This window comes from Streptomyces sp. RKAG293 (assembly GCF_023701745.1).
Classification (GTDB): domain Bacteria; phylum Actinomycetota; class Actinomycetes; order Streptomycetales; family Streptomycetaceae; genus Actinacidiphila.
Map to the genome: position 1 here is coordinate 2,110,957 of NZ_JAJOZB010000001.1, position 16,150 is coordinate 2,127,106.

Sequence of the window (16,150 nt, forward strand, 5' to 3'; positions counted from 1 at the left end):
ACCGGCTGGAGAGCCGGACGGCCGGCTGCGCGGCCGGAGCCGGCCCCTGGGGACCGTCAGCCGATGTCCAGCGGGTCGATGCGCACCAGGACCTGATCGGTCTGCTTGAGCGCCGTACGGGCCACCTGGGCGGCCTTGAGAGCGGCGGCCAGCGCCGCCCCGCTGCCCGGCGGGACCCTGATCAGCATCCGCTCCCAGTGCTCCCCCGCCGGGGCGTCGCCGGTCCTGCGCGGTCCGCCCGGCCGGTCGCCGGAGACCGGCACCGGCCCCAGGACGGCCGCGCCCTCGGGCAGCCGGGCCAGCTCGACCAGTGCGGCCACCGCCGCCGGGCCGCCGGTCACGGAGGCCATCCGCGAGACCGGCGGGAAGCCCAGTTCGGCCCGCTCGGCCAGTTCGCGGGCCGCGTGCCCGGCGGGATCCCAGCGCACCAGCGCCTGGACCGGCCGCAGGGTGGGCTCGGCCAGCACCAGCACCGTGCCGCCCTCGGTCGCGGGCCTGACCAGGGCGGCCGCGCCCGTCCAGCGGCGCAGCGCCTCCTCCCCCGCGCGCAGGTCCGGCCGGTTGAGCAGCGCCCAGCCGTCCAGCAGCAGCGCGGCCGCGTAGCCGCCCTCCGCGACCGGCTCGGCGCCCGGGGTGGAGATCACCAGCGCCGGTGTGCCGGTGACGGCTCCGAGGATGCCGTCCCGCCCTGAGGTACGGACCGGGACCTTCGGGAACGCCCGGCCGAGTTCGTCCGCGGTACGCCGGGCGCCGACCACCTGGGCGCGCAGCCGGAACCCGCCGCACTCCTGGCAGTGCCACGCCGCCTCGGGGCGGCCGCACCACCCGCACTGCGGCGCGCTGTTCCCGTCCGCCAGCTCCAGCGGTCCCGCGCACTTTCCGCACCGGGCGGGTTCCCGGCAGCGTTCACAGGCCAGCCGCGGCACATAGCCGCGGCGCGGGACCTGGACGAGGACGGGCCCGTGCAGCAGTGCCTCCCTGGCCACCTGCCAGGCGAGGCTCGGCAGCCGGGCGGCGCGGGCCGCCCCGTCCCGCGCCTGGTCGCCGTCGCCGATGGTGCGGACGAGCGGCGCCGCCGCCCGGACCGCCTCGCGGGAGGCGTCCACCGGCAGCGCCCACTGGGTCTCGACGAGCTGGGCGCCTTCGACGGTGCGGATGAGGCCGCCGAGCAGGAAGGCGGCCCGCTCCTCCGTGGCCCGCAGCAGCAGCACGTCCCGGGCGTGCGGCATGGGGGCGTGCGGCTCGGCGTGGCTGGAGTCGCCGTCGTCCCACAGCGCGACCAGGCCGAGGTCCTGCACCGGGGCGAACATCGCGGCCCGGGTGCCGACGACGGCCCGGACGGCGCCCCGGCTCACCGCCAGCCAGCGCCGGTAGCGCGCCTCGGGGCCGGAATCCGCGGTGAGCAGGACGTGGTGGCCCTCGCCGAGCAGTGCGGTGAGTGCCGCGTCGACCCGGGCGGCGGCCCGGCCGTCGGGCAGCACGGCGAGCGCGCCGCGGCCGGAGGCGAGGGTGGCGGCGATGGCCGCGGCCAGCTCGGCGGGCCAGTGCGGACCGGGCAGCGCGGTCCACACCGCACGCGGGGAGTCGCCGCGGCCCAGCGCCCGCAGCAGGGCGGGTCCGGTCGGATAGCGCGACCAGGTGCCGGGCTCCGGCGGGGCGGGGGTGGCGGGCGGTTCCGGGGACGGCTTCTTCTCCACCCGGCCGTGCCGGGCGGGCACGGCGAGCTGGATCACATCGGCGAGCGATCCCGCGTACCGGTCGGCGACCGCGCGGCAGAGCCGCAGCAGGGCCGGGCTGAGCACCGGCTCCGGGGACACCACCTGGGCGATCGCGGCGAGCGGGCCGGCGTAGTCGGACTCGGTGAGCCGGGCGACGACGAACCCGTCGATCAGCCCGCCGCCCTCACGGCGTCCGCTGACGACGTTGTGCGCCCCGGCCCCGAACCGGACCCGGACCCGGACCCCGGGCTGCGCGTCGGCGTCCATCGCGGCGGGCACCGCGTAGTCGAAGTACTTGTCGAGGTGCAGCACCCCTTTGTCGACCAGGACGCGGGCGACGGGCAGCCCCTCGGCGAGGTCGGCGCCACGCCAGGTGCCGCGCCTGGCCTTGGGTTCCTTCGCCTTGCGCACGGACTCGCGGATGAGCGCCAGCTGCTCCCCAGCCGGTGGGTTCGTCCGCTCGTCCTCGCTGCTCACAGCCCCAGTCCTACCAGACGTCTCGGACAGCGCGACGGCCCCGGACCGCGAGGTCCGGGGCCGTACGCGTGGTGCGGGTGTGTCTGCTGCCGGGTCCTACAGACCGGCGGCGGCGCGCAGCGCCTCGACACGGTCGGTGCGCTCCCAGGTGAAGTCCGGCAGCGCGCGGCCGAAGTGGCCGTACGCGGCGGTCTGGGAGTAGATCGGACGCAGCAGGTCCAGGTCGCGGATGATCGCGGCCGGGCGCAGGTCGAAGACCGACGCGATGGCCTGCTCGATCTTCTCGACGTCCACCGACGCGGTGCCGAAGGTCTCGACGAACAGACCCACCGGCTCGGCCTTGCCGATCGCGTAGGCGACCTGGACCTCGCAGCGCGAGGCGAGGCCGGCGGCCACGACGTTCTTGGCGACCCAGCGCATGGCGTACGCGGCGGACCGGTCGACCTTGGACGGGTCCTTGCCCGAGAAGGCACCGCCGCCGTGCCGGGCCATGCCGCCGTAGGTGTCGATGATGATCTTGCGGCCGGTGAGGCCGGCGTCGCCCATCGGGCCGCCGATCTCGAAGCGGCCGGTCGGGTTCACCAGCAGGCGGTAGCCCTCGGTCTCCAGCTTGATGCCGTCACCCAGCAGCGCCTTGAGCTCGTGCTCGACGACGAACTCGCGGATGTCCGGCGCGAGCAGCGACTCGAGGTCGATGTCCGAGGCGTGCTGCGAGGAGACGACCACGGTGTCGAGGCGGACGGCCTTGTCGCCGTCGTACTCGATGGTCACCTGGGTCTTGCCGTCCGGGCGCAGGTACGGGATGGTCCCGTTCTTGCGGACCTCGGAGAGCCGCCGCGCGAGCCGGTGTGCCAGGTGGATCGGCAGCGGCATCAGCTCGGGGGTCTCGTCGCAGGCGTAGCCGAACATCAGGCCCTGGTCGCCGGCGCCCTGCTTGTCGAGCTCGTCCTCGTCACCCTCGACACGCTGCTCGTAAGCGGTGTCCACACCCTGGGCGATGTCGGGCGACTGTGCGCCGATGGACACCGAGACGCCGCACGAGGCGCCGTCGAAGCCCTTCTTCGACGAGTCGTAGCCGATCTCGAGGATCTTGTTGCGCACCAGGGTCGCGATGTCCGCGTATCCCTTGGTGGTGACCTCACCGGCGACATGCACCTGGCCGGTGGTGATCAGCGTCTCGACCGCGACCCTGGAGGTCGGGTCCTCCTTGAGGAGGGCGTCGAGGATCGTGTCGCTGATCTGGTCAGCGATCTTGTCGGGATGTCCCTCGGTGACGGACTCCGAGGTAAACAGGCGGCGGGACACATTGCTCCCTGGGGTTGCAGCGGCTGCTGGCTGATCATGGGTGGGACGCGCGGGGCTGCGCCCGGCGTTCCGTGGCTAGTTTATCGTTCGCTTCGGCCGGACCGACAAGGCATCTCGGTACGTGGATATGCCGTGACCTGCGACACCACTGGCGCCGGTACGACGATCCGCCCGTGGCACGGGCGGAATGCCGCAGAATTCCGGTTTTGGTACACCCGGAGGAACGATTTCACGTCAACCGGGCGATGGCGAGATCCCACACCTGGTCGGCGAGGGCTTCCTTCGGACCGTACGGTACCGGGGTCTCGCTGCCGTCCGCACCCAGCACCACGGCCTCGTTCTGCTCGGAGCCGAAGGCCTTGTGGTCCCCGACCTCGTTGACAACCAGCAGGTCACAGCCCTTGCGGAGCAGTTTGGCCCGACCGTTCGCCAGTACATCGTCGGTTTCGGCGGCGAAGCCCACGATGAGCTGTCCGGGGTGTGAACGTTGTGTGGCGAGTTCTGCGAGGACGTCGGGGTTGCGGACGAGTTCCAGTGGCGGCTGCTCCTGGTCGTCCTTCTTCTTGATCTTGCCAGCGGCGTAGTGCGCGGGCCGGAAGTCCGCCACGGCCGCCGCCATGACGACCACATCCGCGTCCGCCGCCGCCTTCAGCACCGCCTCGCGCAGTTGCACGGCCGTGCCGACCCGCACCACATCGGCGCCCGCCGGGTCGGCGAGGTCGGTGTTGGCGGCCACCAGGGTGACGCGGGCGCCGCGGGCGACCGCCGTACGGGCCAGCGCGTAGCCCTGTTTTCCCGAGGAGCGGTTGCCCAGGTAGCGCACCGGGTCCAGCGGCTCACGGGTGCCGCCGGCGCTGATCACCACATGGCGCCCGGCGAGATCGGTCGCGAGCCCCCGCGGGCCGCGGGTGAGCACCCGGCGGCAGACCTCGAAGATCTCGGCGGGGTCGGGCAGCCGGCCCTTGCCGGTGTCCACGCCGGTCAGCCGGCCGACGGCGGGCTCGATCACGATCGCGCCCCGGCGGCGCAGGGTGGCGACGTTCTCCTGGGTGGCGGGGTGTTCCCACATCTCGGTGTGCATGGCCGGCGCGAACACCACCGGACATCGTGCGGTGAGCAGGGTGTTGGTGAGCAGGTCGTCGGCGAGGCCGTGCGCGGCCTTGGCGAGCAGGTCGGCGGTGGCCGGCGCGACCACCACGAGGTCGGCGTGCTGGCCGATCCTGACGTGCGGGACTTCCCGGACGTCGTCCCACACCCGGGTCGAGACGGGATTGCCGGACAGCGCCGACCAGGTGGCCTCTCCCACGAAGTGCAGCGCCGAGTCGGTGGGGACCACGCGTACGCCGTGCCCGGACTCGGTGAGCCGCCGCAGCAGCTCGCACGCCTTGTAGGCGGCGATCCCGCCGCTCACCCCCAGGACGACCTGTGGCTGGCCCATCGTCTCTCCCGCCGAGCTGTGGATTCTCTTGCGTCCATCACACACCACGGGCCCGGCAGCGGTGCTGCCGGGCCCGTGGTGACAAGGATTCGGGTACTGCTAGCCGGCCGACTCGATGGCCTCGGAGGTCAGCAGTCCCGCGTTGATCTCGCGCAGCGCGATCGACAGCGGCTTCTCGTGGACGTGGGTGTCCACCAGGGGGCCGACGTACTCCAGCAGGCCTTCACCGAGCTGGGAGTAGTACGCGTTGATCTGGCGCGCGCGCTTGGCCGCGTAGATCACCAGGCTGTACTTCGAGTCCGTGGCCTCGAGCAGCTCGTCGATCGGCGGGTTGATGATGCCCTCGGGCGTGGTGATGGAAGAGGACATTCTCTACCTACCCCTACTTTGTGGAAAAGAATGGAAGTGGATCATACAACTCGCATCAAGGCTAGCAGCTCGCGTGCTACATCCTCGACCGAGGTATTGACAAGGGTCATGTCGAACTCGGATTCGGCAGCCAGTTCGACCTTGGCCGCGGCCAGCCGCCGCTCGATCACCTCGGGCGATTCGGTGCCCCGCCCGGTGAGCCGGCGGACCAGCTCGTCCCAGCTCGGCGGGGCCAGGAAGACGAGCTGCGCCTCGGGCATCGACTGGCGGACCAGCCGGGCGCCCTGCAGATCGATCTCCAGCAGCACGGGCTCACCCGCGTCGAGGCGGTCCAGCACCGCCTTGCGCGGGGTGCCGTAGCGGTTGCCCGCGAACTCGGCCCACTCCAGCAGTTCACCGTTGGCGACGAGCTTGTCGAACTCGTCGCCGTCCACGAAGAAGTAGTGCACTCCGTGCTGCTCGCCCGGCCGTGGCCGGCGAGTGGTGGCCGACACCGAGAGCCATACCTCGGGGTGGACCTTGCGCATATGAGCGACGACCGTGCTCTTGCCGACCCCGGAGGGGCCGGAGAGCACGGTCAGCCGCGGACGTACGTCCGGGGGCACGGGGGACGTCCCCCGGGATGTTGCAGCCATGAAGCGATTATCCCGGTTCCCGGAGGTGCTGGGGACCGTCAGGCGGCGCCGCCGCCGAACTCACGCTCCAAAGATGCGATCTGGTTGGAGCCGAGACCCCGCACCCGGCGGCTTTCGGAGATGCCGAGCCGCTCCATGATCTGCTTGGCACGGACCTTGCCCACACCGGGCAGGGACTCAAGAAGGGCCGAGACCTTCATCTTGCCGATGACATCGTTCTCTCGGCCCGTCTTGATGACCTCATGCAGCGAAGCGCCGGAGTGCTTGAGCCGATTCTTGACCTCGGCGCGCTCCCGGCGGGCCGCGGCGGCCTTCTCGAGCGCGGCAGCGCGCTGTTCAGGGGTAAGGGGCGGAAGAGCCACGCCTACGTCACCTCGGATATCGAACTGTCGGATACGGACCGGTTGTGGAACCTAGTCGCCCCCACCTGCAGGGCAACGAACGAAGCACTTGCGTGCTCGCTCTCGTCGGAGACTAGCGGTCACGGCGGCTCAAGTCAGCGAGAACAGACGAAAAGTCCTGGTCAGACTCGATCCGCTGGGATTTTTAGGACATAACGGCATCGGTTGACGCCGTCGCGGCTCCCGACAGGGGGTCCCGAGGGGGCCGGTGGCGCTCAGCCCGCCAGGGCGGCCCGGACCTCGTCGGCGAACCGGGCCGCGGCGTCCCGCAGTCCGGCCACGTCGGGGCCGTGCCGCAGCACATCGCGGCTCACGCTCGGGAGGACGTTGCCGACCGCGGACCCGAAGAGCCCGGGGAGACCGGCCGGCGTCGCGCCCTGGGCGCCGATGCCGGGGGCCAGCAGCGGCCCGTTGACGTCCAGGTCCGCGCCGGCCTCGCTGAGGGTGGCACCGACCACGGCGCCGACGGATCCGAGCGGGCGCTCGCCGGCGTTCTCGGCCGCGATGTGGTCGAGCATCACCTGGGCGAGCGACCTGCCGTTCGCGGCCGTGGCCCGCTGGACCTCGGCGCCCTCCGGATTGGAGGTCAGGGCGAGGACGAAGACCCCGGCGCCGGAGATCCGCGCCGCGTCCAGCGCGGGCCGCAGCGAGCCGAAGCCGAGGTACGGGCTGACGGTGACCGCGTCGGAGAAGAGCGGGGAGTCCTTGTCGAGGAAGGTGGCGGCGTAGGCGGCCATGGTGGAGCCGATGTCACCGCGCTTGGCGTCCATCAGCACCAGCGCGCCGGCGGCGCGGGCGTCGGCGACGGCCCGCTCCAGCACGGCGATGCCCCTGGAGCCGAAGCGCTCGAAGAACGCGCTCTGCGGCTTGAGGACGGCGACCCGGTCGGCGAGGGCGTCGACCACGGTGCGCGTGAAGCGCTCCAGACCGGCCACGTCGTCGTTGAGGCCCCAGGAGGTCAGCAGCGCCGCGTGCGGGTCGATGCCGACGCAGAGCTGACCGCGGGTGTCCATCGCGTGCCGCAGCCGCGCGCCGAAGGGTTCCAGGTTCTCCGCGCTCATGAGCTCACCTTCCGGTGTTCGGCGCCGACCGCGTCGGCGAGGGTGGCGTACGGGCTCGCGGCCAGCCGTGCCGCGAGGCCCTGGTGGAGGGCGCGGCACCAGAACGGGCCCTCGTAGATGAAGGCGCTGTACCCCTGGACCAGGGTGGCACCGGCCAGGATGCGCTCCCAGACGTCGTCGGCGGTGGTGACGCCGCCGACCCCGACCAGGGTGATCCGGTCGCCGACCCGGGCGTACAGCCGGCTCAGCACCTCCAGCGAGCGGGTCCGCAGCGGGGCGCCGGACAGGCCGCCGGTCTCCTGGACCAGCGCCGGGTCCGAGGTCAGCCCCAGGCCGTCGCGGGCGATCGTGGTGTTGGTGGCGATGATGCCGTCCAGGCCGAGCTCGACGGCGAGGTCGGCGACGGCGTCGATGTCGTCGTCGGCCAGGTCCGGGGCGATCTTGACCAGCAGCGGCACCCGGCGGGTGGTGACCGTGCGGTCGGCGGCCTCGCGCACCGCGGTCAGCAGCGGGCGCAGCTGGTCGACGGCCTGCAGATTGCGCAGCCCCGGGGTGTTGGGCGATGAGACGTTGACGACGAGGTAGTCCGCGTGGGCCGCGAGCCGCTCGGTGGAGGTCACGTAGTCCGCGGTGGCCTCGTCCTCGGGGACCACCTTGGTCTTGCCGATGTTGACGCCGACGGTCGTCCTGAAGGCCGGCGTGCGGGCCGCCAGCCGGGCGGCGACCGCGGCTGAGCCCTCGTTGTTGAAGCCCATGCGGTTGATCAGCGCGCGGTCCTGGACCAGCCGGAAGAGCCGCTTCTTCGGGTTGCCGGACTGCGGCTGCCCGGTGACGGTGCCGATCTCGACGTGGTCGAAGCCGAGCATCGCCATGCCGTCGATCGCGACGGCGTTCTTGTCGAAGCCGGCCGCGAGGCCGAACGGGCCGTGCATGCGCAGGCCCAGCGCCTCGGTGCGCAGCGCCGTGTGGCGGGGCGCGAGCACGGCCGCCACGAGGGTGCGCAGGACCGGGACGCGGGCGGCGAACCGGATCCAGCCGAACGCCAGGTGGTGTGCCCGCTCGGGGTCCATGCGCCGGAAGAGCAGTCGGAAGAGGAGGGAGTACATGCGGAGCCTTCTACGGGATTCTGCGGGGCGGCGGTCACATGGCGAGGGGGACACCGGTCGGTGTCCCCTCCTGGCGCTAGGGAGTGTCGTGCCAGGCCCCGCCGACCAGACGGGACTGCGACGACACGACCTATCCCTCGCGGGCGGCGTTCAGACGTTCCGCGTGTTCCTGCAGTGATCTGACCCCGATGTCGCCGCGGTTGAGCGCGTCGATGCCCTGCACGGCGGCGGCCAGCGCCTGCACCGTCGTCAGGCACGGGACACCGCGGGAGACCGCGGCGGTCCTGATGTCGTAGCCGTCGAGGCGGCCACCGGTGCCGAACGGGGTGTTGACGATGAGGTCGATCTTGCCGTCGTGGATCAGCTGGACGACGGTCGGCTCACCGTCGGGGCCGGTGCCCTCGCTCTGCTTGCGCACGATGGTGGCGTGGATGCCGTTGCGGCGCAGCACTTCGGCGGTGCCGGAGGTGGCGAGCAGTTCGAAGCCGTGGTCGGCGAGTGCGCGGGCCGGGAAGACCAGGTTGCGCTTGTCGCGGTTGGCCACCGAGATGAACGCGGTGCCCTTGGTGGGCAGCGCGCCGTACGCGCCGGCCTGGGACTTGGCGTAGGCGGTGCCGAAGACCGAGTCGATGCCCATGACCTCGCCGGTGGAGCGCATCTCCGGGCCCAGCACGGTGTCGACGCCGCGGCCGTGGATGTCGCGGAAGCGGCTCCACGGCATGACGGCCTCCTTGACGGAGATCGGCGCGTCCAGCGGCAGGGTGCCGCCGTCGCCGGTCTTCGGGAGCATGCCCTCGGCGCGCAGTTCGGCGACGGTCGCGCCGAGCGAGATCCGCGCGGCGGCCTTGGCCAGCGGCACCGCGGTCGCCTTCGAGGTGAAGGGGACGGTGCGCGAGGCGCGCGGGTTGGCCTCGAGGACATAGAGGATGTCCCCGGCCAGCGCGAACTGGATGTTGATCAGGCCCTGGACGCCGACACCCTTGGCGATGGCCTCGGTGGAGGCGCGCAGCCGCTTGATGTCGTAGCCGCCGAGCGTCATCGGGGGCAGTGCGCAGGCGGAGTCGCCGGAGTGGATACCGGCCTCCTCGATGTGCTCCATGACGCCGCCGAGGTAGAGCTCGGTGCCGTCGTAGAGCGCGTCGACGTCGATCTCGATGGCGTCGTCGAGGAACCGGTCGACCAGGACCGGGCGGGTCGGGCTGATCTCGGTGGACTCGGCGATGTACGAGGAGAGCCGGGCCTCCTCGTAGACGATCTCCATGCCGCGGCCGCCGAGCACGTACGACGGGCGGACCAGGACCGGGTAGCCGATCTCGTCGGCGATGGCCTTGGCCTCGTCGAAGGTGGTCGCGGTGCCGTGCTTGGGGGCGGGCAGTCCGGCCTCGGCCAGCACCCGGCCGAACGCGCCGCGGTCCTCGGCGAGGTGGATGGCCTCGGGCGAGGTGCCGACGATCGGCACCCCGTTGTCCTTGAGGGCCTGCGCCAGGCCGAGCGGGGTCTGGCCGCCGAGCTGGACGATGACGCCCGCGATCGGGCCGGCCAGCGACTCGGCGTGCACGATCTCCAGCACGTCCTCGAGCGTCAGCGGCTCGAAGTACAGGCGGTCGGAGGTGTCGTAGTCCGTCGAGACGGTCTCGGGGTTGCAGTTGACCATCACGGTCTCGTAGCCCGCGTCGTGCAGCGCGAACGAGGCGTGGACGCAGGAGTAGTCGAACTCGATGCCCTGGCCGATGCGGTTGGGGCCCGAGCCGAGGATGATCACGGCGGGCTTCTCGCGCGGGGCGACCTCGGACTCCTCGTCGTAGGTCGAGTAGAAGTACGGGGTCTTGGCGGCGAACTCGGCGGCGCAGGTGTCGACCGTCTTGTAGACCGGGCGCACCCCCAGCGCGTGCCGGACCTCGCGGACGACGTCCTCGCGCAGACCCCGGATCTCACCGATCTGGACGTCGGAGAAGCCGTGCCGCTTGGCGTCGGCGAGCAGCTCGGGGCCGAGCCGGTCGGCGGCCGCCAGGTCGTCGGCGACCTCCTTGATCAGGAAGAGCTGGTCGGTGAACCACGGGTCGATCTTCGTCGCGTCGAAGATCTCCTCCGGGGTGGCGCCGGCCCGGATCGCCTGCATGACGGTGTTGATCCGGCCGTCGGTCGGCACGGCCGCCGTGGCCAGCAGCGCGTCCTTGTCGCCGGGCTCGCCGGTGAAGGTGAACTGGCTGCCCTTCTTCTCCAGCGAGCGCAGCGCCTTCTGCAGCGCCTCGGTGAAGTTGCGGCCCATCGCCATGGCCTCGCCGACCGACTTCATGGTGGTGGTGAGGGTCGCGTCGGCCGCCGGGAACTTCTCGAAGGCGAAGCGCGGCACCTTGACGACGACGTAGTCGAGCGTCGGCTCGAAGGACGCCGGGGTCTTCTCGGTGATGTCGTTCGGGATCTCGTCGAGCGTGTAGCCGACGGCGAGCCGGGCGGCGATCTTGGCGATCGGGAAGCCGGTGGCCTTGGAGGCGAGCGCCGAGGAGCGCGAGACCCGCGGGTTCATCTCGATGACGATGACGCGGCCGTCTTCGGGGTTGATCGCGAACTGGATGTTGCAGCCGCCGGTGTCGACGCCGACCTCGCGGATGATCGCGATGCCGACGTCCCGCAGGTTCTGGTACTCGCGGTCGGTCAGCGTCAGCGCCGGGGCGACGGTGATGGAGTCGCCGGTGTGGACGCCCATCGGGTCGAAGTTCTCGATGGAGCAGACGACCACGACGTTGTCGTTGCGGTCGCGCATCAGCTCCAGCTCGTACTCCTTCCAGCCGAGGATGGACTCCTCCAGGAGCACCTCGGTGGTCGGCGAGAGCGTGAGGCCCTGGCCGGCGATGCGGCGCAGCTCCTCCTCGTCGTGGGCGAAGCCGGAGCCGGCGCCGCCCATGGTGAAGGACGGGCGGACGACGACGGGGTAGCCGCCGAGGGTGTCCACGCCCGAGATGACGTCGTCCATCGAGTGGCAGATGACGGACCGGGCGGACTCGCCGTAGCCGATCTTGGCGTTGACGGCCTCGACGACGCCCTTGAAGAGCTGGCGGTCCTCGCCCTTGTTGATGGCCTCGACGTTGGCGCCGATCAGCTCGACGTTGTACTTGTCCAGGACGCCGTTGTCGTGCAGCGAGATCGCGGTGTTGAGCGCGGTCTGGCCGCCGAGGGTCGGCAGGAGCGCGTCGGGGCGCTCCTTGGCGATGATCTTCTCGACGTACTCCGGCGTGATCGGCTCGACGTAGGTGGCGTCGGCGATCTCGGGGTCGGTCATGATCGTGGCCGGGTTGGAGTTCACGAGGATGACCCGCAGGCCCTCGGACTTCAGCACCCGGCAGGCCTGGGTACCGGAGTAGTCGAACTCCGCTGCCTGGCCGATGACGATCGGGCCGGAGCCGATGACCAGGACGGACTGGATATCGGTGCGCTTAGGCACGCTGGCCCTCCATCAGATCTGCGCTGTGCTGGTTGTTGTCTCGCATGAGCTCGACGAAACGGTCGAACAGGTACGCGGCGTCGTGCGGGCCGGCGGCTGCTTCGGGGTGGTACTGGACGCTGAACGCCGGCTGGTCGAGGAGGTGGAGTCCCTCGACCACGTTGTCGTTCAGGCAGACGTGGCTGACCTCGGCCCGGCCGTAGGGCGTGTCCGAGACCGTGTCGAGCGGCGCGTCGACGGCGAAGCCGTGGTTGTGCGCGGTGATCTCGACCTTGCCGGTGGTGCGGTCCTGGACCGGCTGGTTGATGCCGCGGTGGCCGTACTTGAGCTTGTAGGTGCCGAACCCGAGCGCGCGGCCCAGGATCTGGTTGCCGAAGCAGATGCCGAAGAGCGGGGTCTTCCGCTCCAGCACCCCCCGCATCACCGCGACCGGGTGGTCGGCGGTGGCCGGGTCGCCGGGGCCGTTGGAGAAGAACACCCCGTCGGGCGCGACGGCGTACACGTCCTCGACGGTCGCGGTGGCGGGCAGCACATGGACCTCGATGCCGCGCTCGGCCATCCGCTGCGGCGTCATCGCCTTGATGCCGAGGTCGATCGCGGCCACGGTGAAGCGCTTGGTGCCGATCGCCGGGACGATGTACGACTCCTTGGTCGCCACCTCGGCCGACAGGTCGGCGCCCTTCATCTGGGGTGCCTGGAGGACCTTGGCGAGCAGGTCGGCGTCGGTGCCGATGGCGGCACCGGAGAAGATGCCGACCCGCATGGCGCCGCGCTCGCGCAGATGGCGGGTGAGGGCGCGGGTGTCGATGCCGCTGATGCCGACGACGCCCTGGTTGACGAGTTCCTCGTCGAGGGTGCGGCGGGCGCGCCAGTTGGACGAGACCCGGGCGGGGTCGCGGACCACATAGCCGGCGACCCAGATGCGGGACGACTCCGGGTCCTCGTCGTTGACGCCGGTGTTGCCGATGTGCGGAGCCGTCATGACGACCACCTGGCGGTGGTACGACGGGTCGGTCAGCGTCTCCTGGTAGCCGGACATGCCGGTGGAGAAGACGGCCTCGCCGACGGTCTCCCCCACCGCCCCGTAGGCACGGCCGCGGAAGATCCGGCCGTCCTCCAGGACGAGTACGGCGGGGGTCCTGTCTGCCCGCTGGGTGGAGGTCGTCATCGTGGGCCTTCCTGGTGGAGCGGGGCGGCGACGGCACTGTCGCCGGGGTGCTGGTCGGGTACGGGGGCGCCCGCCGCGGATGCGGCGGCCCCGGATGCTGATGCCATGGAGCCGACCGCGTCGACCCAGCCGGCGTGCTCGGCCGCGTGCTCGGAGCGGAAACCCGAGTCGATGAGCCGGCCGCCGTGCTCCCAGGTGATCACCAGCAGGCCGCCCTCGGTGAGGACCTTGCCGGCGATGCCCTTGTCGAGCCGGGCGCCGCGCAGTGCGGCGGTGGGGACGAAGAAGTCCGGCGCGCCGGTCCGTTCCGCGTGCAGGCCCTGCTCCGTCAGAGTGAGCACGGCCATGCTGCGCACCCCGAGGCCGTGGGCGACGATGCGGTCCAGCCACTGACCCGCGGTGGTGCTGCCGTGGTAGCGGCCCCTGAGGGTCAGCAGCGGTTCGGCGCCGTCCTCGGGGACGGTGGGCAGCTCGGGCAGGCCGCCCTGGAGGGTGCCGCGCCACTTCCAGCCCTCGCGCATCAGCCAGTAGACGAGCGCGACGAACAGGCCCAGGCCCACGATCCAGCCGATCCGTGCGGACCAGTCGGTGACCTGCTGGGACTTCTGGTCCGCCGCCAGCAGGAGAGTCAGAGTTGTCACGCGAGTTTCCCGTCCACGACCGTCGCCCTGCCCCGCAGGAAGGTGGCGATCACCCGGCCCGGCAGCTCACGGCCCTCGTACGGGGTGTTGCGGCTGCGGGAGGCGAAGCCCGCGGGATTCACCACTCCACGGTAAGCCGGATCGACGAGAGTGAGGTTCGCGGGCTCGCCCGCGGCGACCGGCCGTCCGTGGCCGGCCAGCCGGCCGATGACGGCGGGCCGCGCCGACATGCGGTCGGCGACGCCGGCCCAGTCGAGCAGGCCGGTGTCGACCATCGTCTGCTGGACGACGGACAGCGCGGTCTCCAGGCCCACCATGCCCATGGCGGCCGCGGCCCACTCGCAGTCCTTGTCCTCGTGCGGGTGCGGCGCGTGGTCGGTGGCGACGCAGTCGATGGTGCCGTCGGCCAGCGCCTCGCGCAGCGCCATGACGTCGGCCTCGGTGCGCAGCGGCGGGTTGACCTTGTAGACCGGGTTGTACGAGCGGACCAGCTCGTCGGTGAGCAGCAGGTGGTGCGGGGTGACCTCGGCGGTCACGTTCCAGCCCTTGGACTTGGCCCAGCGGACGATCTCGACGGAGCCGGCCGTGGACAGATGGCAGATGTGCACGCGGGAGTCGACGTGCGCGGCGAGCAGCACGTCGCGGGCGATGATCGACTCCTCGGCGACGGCCGGCCAGCCGACCAGGCCCAGTTCGCCGGAGACGATGCCCTCGTTCATCTGGGCGCCCTCGGTGAGGCGGGGCTCCTGGGCGTGCTGGGCGACGACTCCGTCGAAGGCCTTCACGTACTCCAGCGCGCGGCGCATGATCACCGCGTCGTCGACGCACTTGCCGTCGTCGGAGAAGACCCGCACACCGGCGGCGGAGTCGGCCATCGCGCCGAGCTCGGCGAGCTGCTTGCCCGCCAGGCCGACGGTGACGGCGCCGACCGGCTGCACGTCGCAGTAGCCGGACTCGCGGCCGAGCCGCCAGACCTGCTCGACGACGCCCGCGGTGTCCGCGACGGGGAAGGTGTTGGCCATCGCGTGCACGGCGGTGTAGCCGCCGATGGCGGCGGCGCGGGTGCCGGTCAGGACCGTCTCGGAGTCCTCGCGGCCCGGCTCGCGCAGATGGGTGTGCAGGTCGACGAGGCCCGGCAGCAGGATCATGCCGTCCGCCTCGACGACGGTGGCGCCGTCGGCGTCCAGCGCGGTTCCGACGGCGGCGATCGTCTCACCGTCGATCAGGACGTCCTGCGGGTCGCCGCCGAGCACCTTGGCGCCTCGGATCAGGGTCTTGCTCATGACTGGTCGTTCTCCTCGGTGCGGGCGGCGGGGGCGGCGGTGGCGATGGCGGGTTCGTTCCCGCCGAGCAGCAGGTACAGGACGGCCATCCGGATGCTGACGCCGTTGGCGACCTGCTCGACGACGGTGCAGCGCTCGGAGTCGGCGACCTCGGCGGTGATCTCCATGCCGCGGTTCATCGGGCCGGGGTGCATCACGATGGCGTGTTCCGGCAGGGCGGCCATCCGGCCGCCGTCGAGGCCGTAGCGGCGGGAGTACTCGCGCTCGGTGGGGAAGAACGCGGCGTTCATCCGTTCGCTCTGCACCCGCAGCATCATCACGGCGTCGGACTTGGCGAGCACCGCGTCCAGGTCGTAGGAGACGTCGCAGGGCCAGCTGTCCACGCCGATCGGCAGCAGGGTCGGCGGGGCGACCAGGGTGACCTGGGCGCCGAGCGTGTTGAGCAGGTGGACGTTGGAGCGGGCGACCCGGCTGTGCAGGATGTCGCCGACGATCGTGATCCGGCGGCCGGCGAGGTCGCGGCCAGTGCCGTCGCCAGGACCGCGGTGGAAGGTCGGGCCGCCGTCCTTCGCGCCCGCCAGGTGGCGGCGCATGGTGAAGGCGTCGAGCAGCGCCTGGGTGGGGTGTTCGTGGGTGCCGTCACCGGCGTTGACGACCGAGCCGCCGATCCAGCCGGAGGTGGCGAGCCGGTGCGGGGCGCCGGAGGAGCCGTGCCGGATGACGACGGCGTCGGCGCCCATCGCCTCCAGGGTCAGCGCGGTGTCCTTCAGGGACTCGCCCTTGGAGACCGAGGAGCCCTTGGCGGAGAAGTTGATGACATCGGCGGAGAGCCGCTTGGCGGCGGCCTCGAAGGAGATGCGGGTGCGGGTCGAGTCCTCGAAGAAGAGGTTGACGACGGTGCGGCCGCGCAGGGTCGGCAGCTTCTTGATCGGCCGGTCGGCCACGCGGGCCATTTCCTCGGCGGTGTCGAGGACGAGGATGGCGTCGTCGCGGGTCAGGTCGGCGGCCGAGATCAGGTGGCGCTTCATCGGGTCACTCCGAAGGGGGTACTGGGGCGGCGGAGGGCATGCTCGTGGGCCCGGACCGCGCGGGGGTCCGGGTCGTGC

The 16,150-nt window shown here is 71.7% G+C and carries 13 protein-coding genes; all 13 read right to left on the reverse strand.

Annotated features, from left to right (window positions below; all coding sequences use genetic code 11):
* Window positions 1-56: 56 nt before the first annotated feature.
* Window positions 57-2,195, reverse strand: coding sequence for a primosomal protein N' (locus tag LNW72_RS09190; RefSeq protein WP_250974961.1), 2,139 nt, complete (start codon window positions 2,193-2,195; stop codon window positions 57-59).
* A gap of 96 nt (window positions 2,196-2,291) precedes the next feature.
* Window positions 2,292-3,500: a methionine adenosyltransferase gene (metK, locus tag LNW72_RS09195; protein ID WP_138352590.1), complete on the reverse strand. Its 1,209-nt coding sequence runs from the start codon at window positions 3,498-3,500 to the stop codon at window positions 2,292-2,294.
* Window positions 3,501-3,729: 229 nt separating this feature from the next.
* Entirely contained in the window at window positions 3,730-4,938 is a 1,209-nt protein-coding gene (coaBC, locus tag LNW72_RS09200; protein ID WP_250974962.1) for a bifunctional phosphopantothenoylcysteine decarboxylase/phosphopantothenate--cysteine ligase CoaBC, read from the reverse strand.
* Between the two features lie 99 nt (window positions 4,939-5,037).
* A complete protein-coding gene (gene rpoZ / locus LNW72_RS09205; protein WP_138352592.1) occupies window positions 5,038-5,307 on the reverse strand; it encodes a DNA-directed RNA polymerase subunit omega in 270 nt (89 codons plus the stop codon).
* 41 nt (window positions 5,308-5,348) lie between these two features.
* Window positions 5,349-5,942: a guanylate kinase gene (gmk, locus tag LNW72_RS09210; RefSeq protein WP_250974963.1), complete on the reverse strand. Its 594-nt coding sequence runs from the start codon at window positions 5,940-5,942 to the stop codon at window positions 5,349-5,351.
* A 38-nt stretch (window positions 5,943-5,980) separates the two neighbouring features.
* A complete protein-coding gene (locus LNW72_RS09215; protein ID WP_250974964.1) occupies window positions 5,981-6,304 on the reverse strand; it encodes an integration host factor in 324 nt (107 codons plus the stop codon).
* Between the two features lie 254 nt (window positions 6,305-6,558).
* Window positions 6,559-7,404, reverse strand: coding sequence for an orotidine-5'-phosphate decarboxylase (gene pyrF / locus LNW72_RS09220; protein WP_250974965.1), 846 nt, complete (start codon window positions 7,402-7,404; stop codon window positions 6,559-6,561).
* Window positions 7,401-8,510, reverse strand: coding sequence for a quinone-dependent dihydroorotate dehydrogenase (locus LNW72_RS09225; RefSeq protein ID WP_250974966.1), 1,110 nt, complete (start codon window positions 8,508-8,510; stop codon window positions 7,401-7,403). Before LNW72_RS09225 ends, pyrF begins: the two co-directional genes overlap by 4 nt.
* Window positions 8,511-8,640: 130 nt before the next feature.
* Complete coding sequence (gene carB, locus LNW72_RS09230) at window positions 8,641-11,952, reverse strand: carbamoyl-phosphate synthase large subunit (protein ID WP_250974967.1); 3,312 nt, start codon at window positions 11,950-11,952, stop codon at window positions 8,641-8,643.
* Window positions 11,945-13,120, reverse strand: coding sequence for a glutamine-hydrolyzing carbamoyl-phosphate synthase small subunit (gene carA / locus LNW72_RS09235; protein ID WP_250974968.1), 1,176 nt, complete (start codon window positions 13,118-13,120; stop codon window positions 11,945-11,947). The genes carB and carA overlap by 8 nt, the downstream gene beginning before the upstream one ends.
* A complete protein-coding gene (locus tag LNW72_RS09240) occupies window positions 13,117-13,761 on the reverse strand; it encodes a hypothetical protein (RefSeq protein ID WP_250974969.1) in 645 nt (214 codons plus the stop codon). Before LNW72_RS09240 ends, carA begins: the two co-directional genes overlap by 4 nt.
* On the reverse strand, window positions 13,758-15,044 hold the full coding sequence (locus LNW72_RS09245) for a dihydroorotase (RefSeq protein WP_250974970.1): 1,287 nt from the start codon (window positions 15,042-15,044) through the stop codon (window positions 13,758-13,760). The genes LNW72_RS09240 and LNW72_RS09245 overlap by 4 nt, the downstream gene beginning before the upstream one ends.
* Window positions 15,041-16,072: an aspartate carbamoyltransferase catalytic subunit gene (locus LNW72_RS09250; protein WP_250974971.1), complete on the reverse strand. Its 1,032-nt coding sequence runs from the start codon at window positions 16,070-16,072 to the stop codon at window positions 15,041-15,043. The genes LNW72_RS09245 and LNW72_RS09250 overlap by 4 nt, the downstream gene beginning before the upstream one ends.
* Window positions 16,073-16,150: the final 78 nt, after the last annotated feature.

Bases quoted from the DNA above. Each gene is read 5' to 3' on its own strand.
- coaBC (WP_250974962.1), bottom strand. From the start codon at position 4,938: ATGGGCCAGCCACAGGTCGTCCTGGGGGTGAGCGGCGGGATCGCCGCC.
- rpoZ (WP_138352592.1), bottom strand. From the start codon at position 5,307: ATGTCCTCTTCCATCACCACGCCCGAGGGCATCATCAACCCGCCGATC.
- gmk (WP_250974963.1), bottom strand. From the start codon at position 5,942: ATGGCTGCAACATCCCGGGGGACGTCCCCCGTGCCCCCGGACGTACGT.
- pyrF (WP_250974965.1), bottom strand. From the start codon at position 7,404: ATGAGCGCGGAGAACCTGGAACCCTTCGGCGCGCGGCTGCGGCACGCG.
- LNW72_RS09225 (WP_250974966.1), bottom strand. From the start codon at position 8,510: ATGTACTCCCTCCTCTTCCGACTGCTCTTCCGGCGCATGGACCCCGAG.
- carA (WP_250974968.1), bottom strand. From the start codon at position 13,120: ATGACGACCTCCACCCAGCGGGCAGACAGGACCCCCGCCGTACTCGTC.
- LNW72_RS09245 (WP_250974970.1), bottom strand. From the start codon at position 15,044: ATGAGCAAGACCCTGATCCGAGGCGCCAAGGTGCTCGGCGGCGACCCG.
- LNW72_RS09250 (WP_250974971.1), bottom strand. From the start codon at position 16,072: ATGAAGCGCCACCTGATCTCGGCCGCCGACCTGACCCGCGACGACGCC.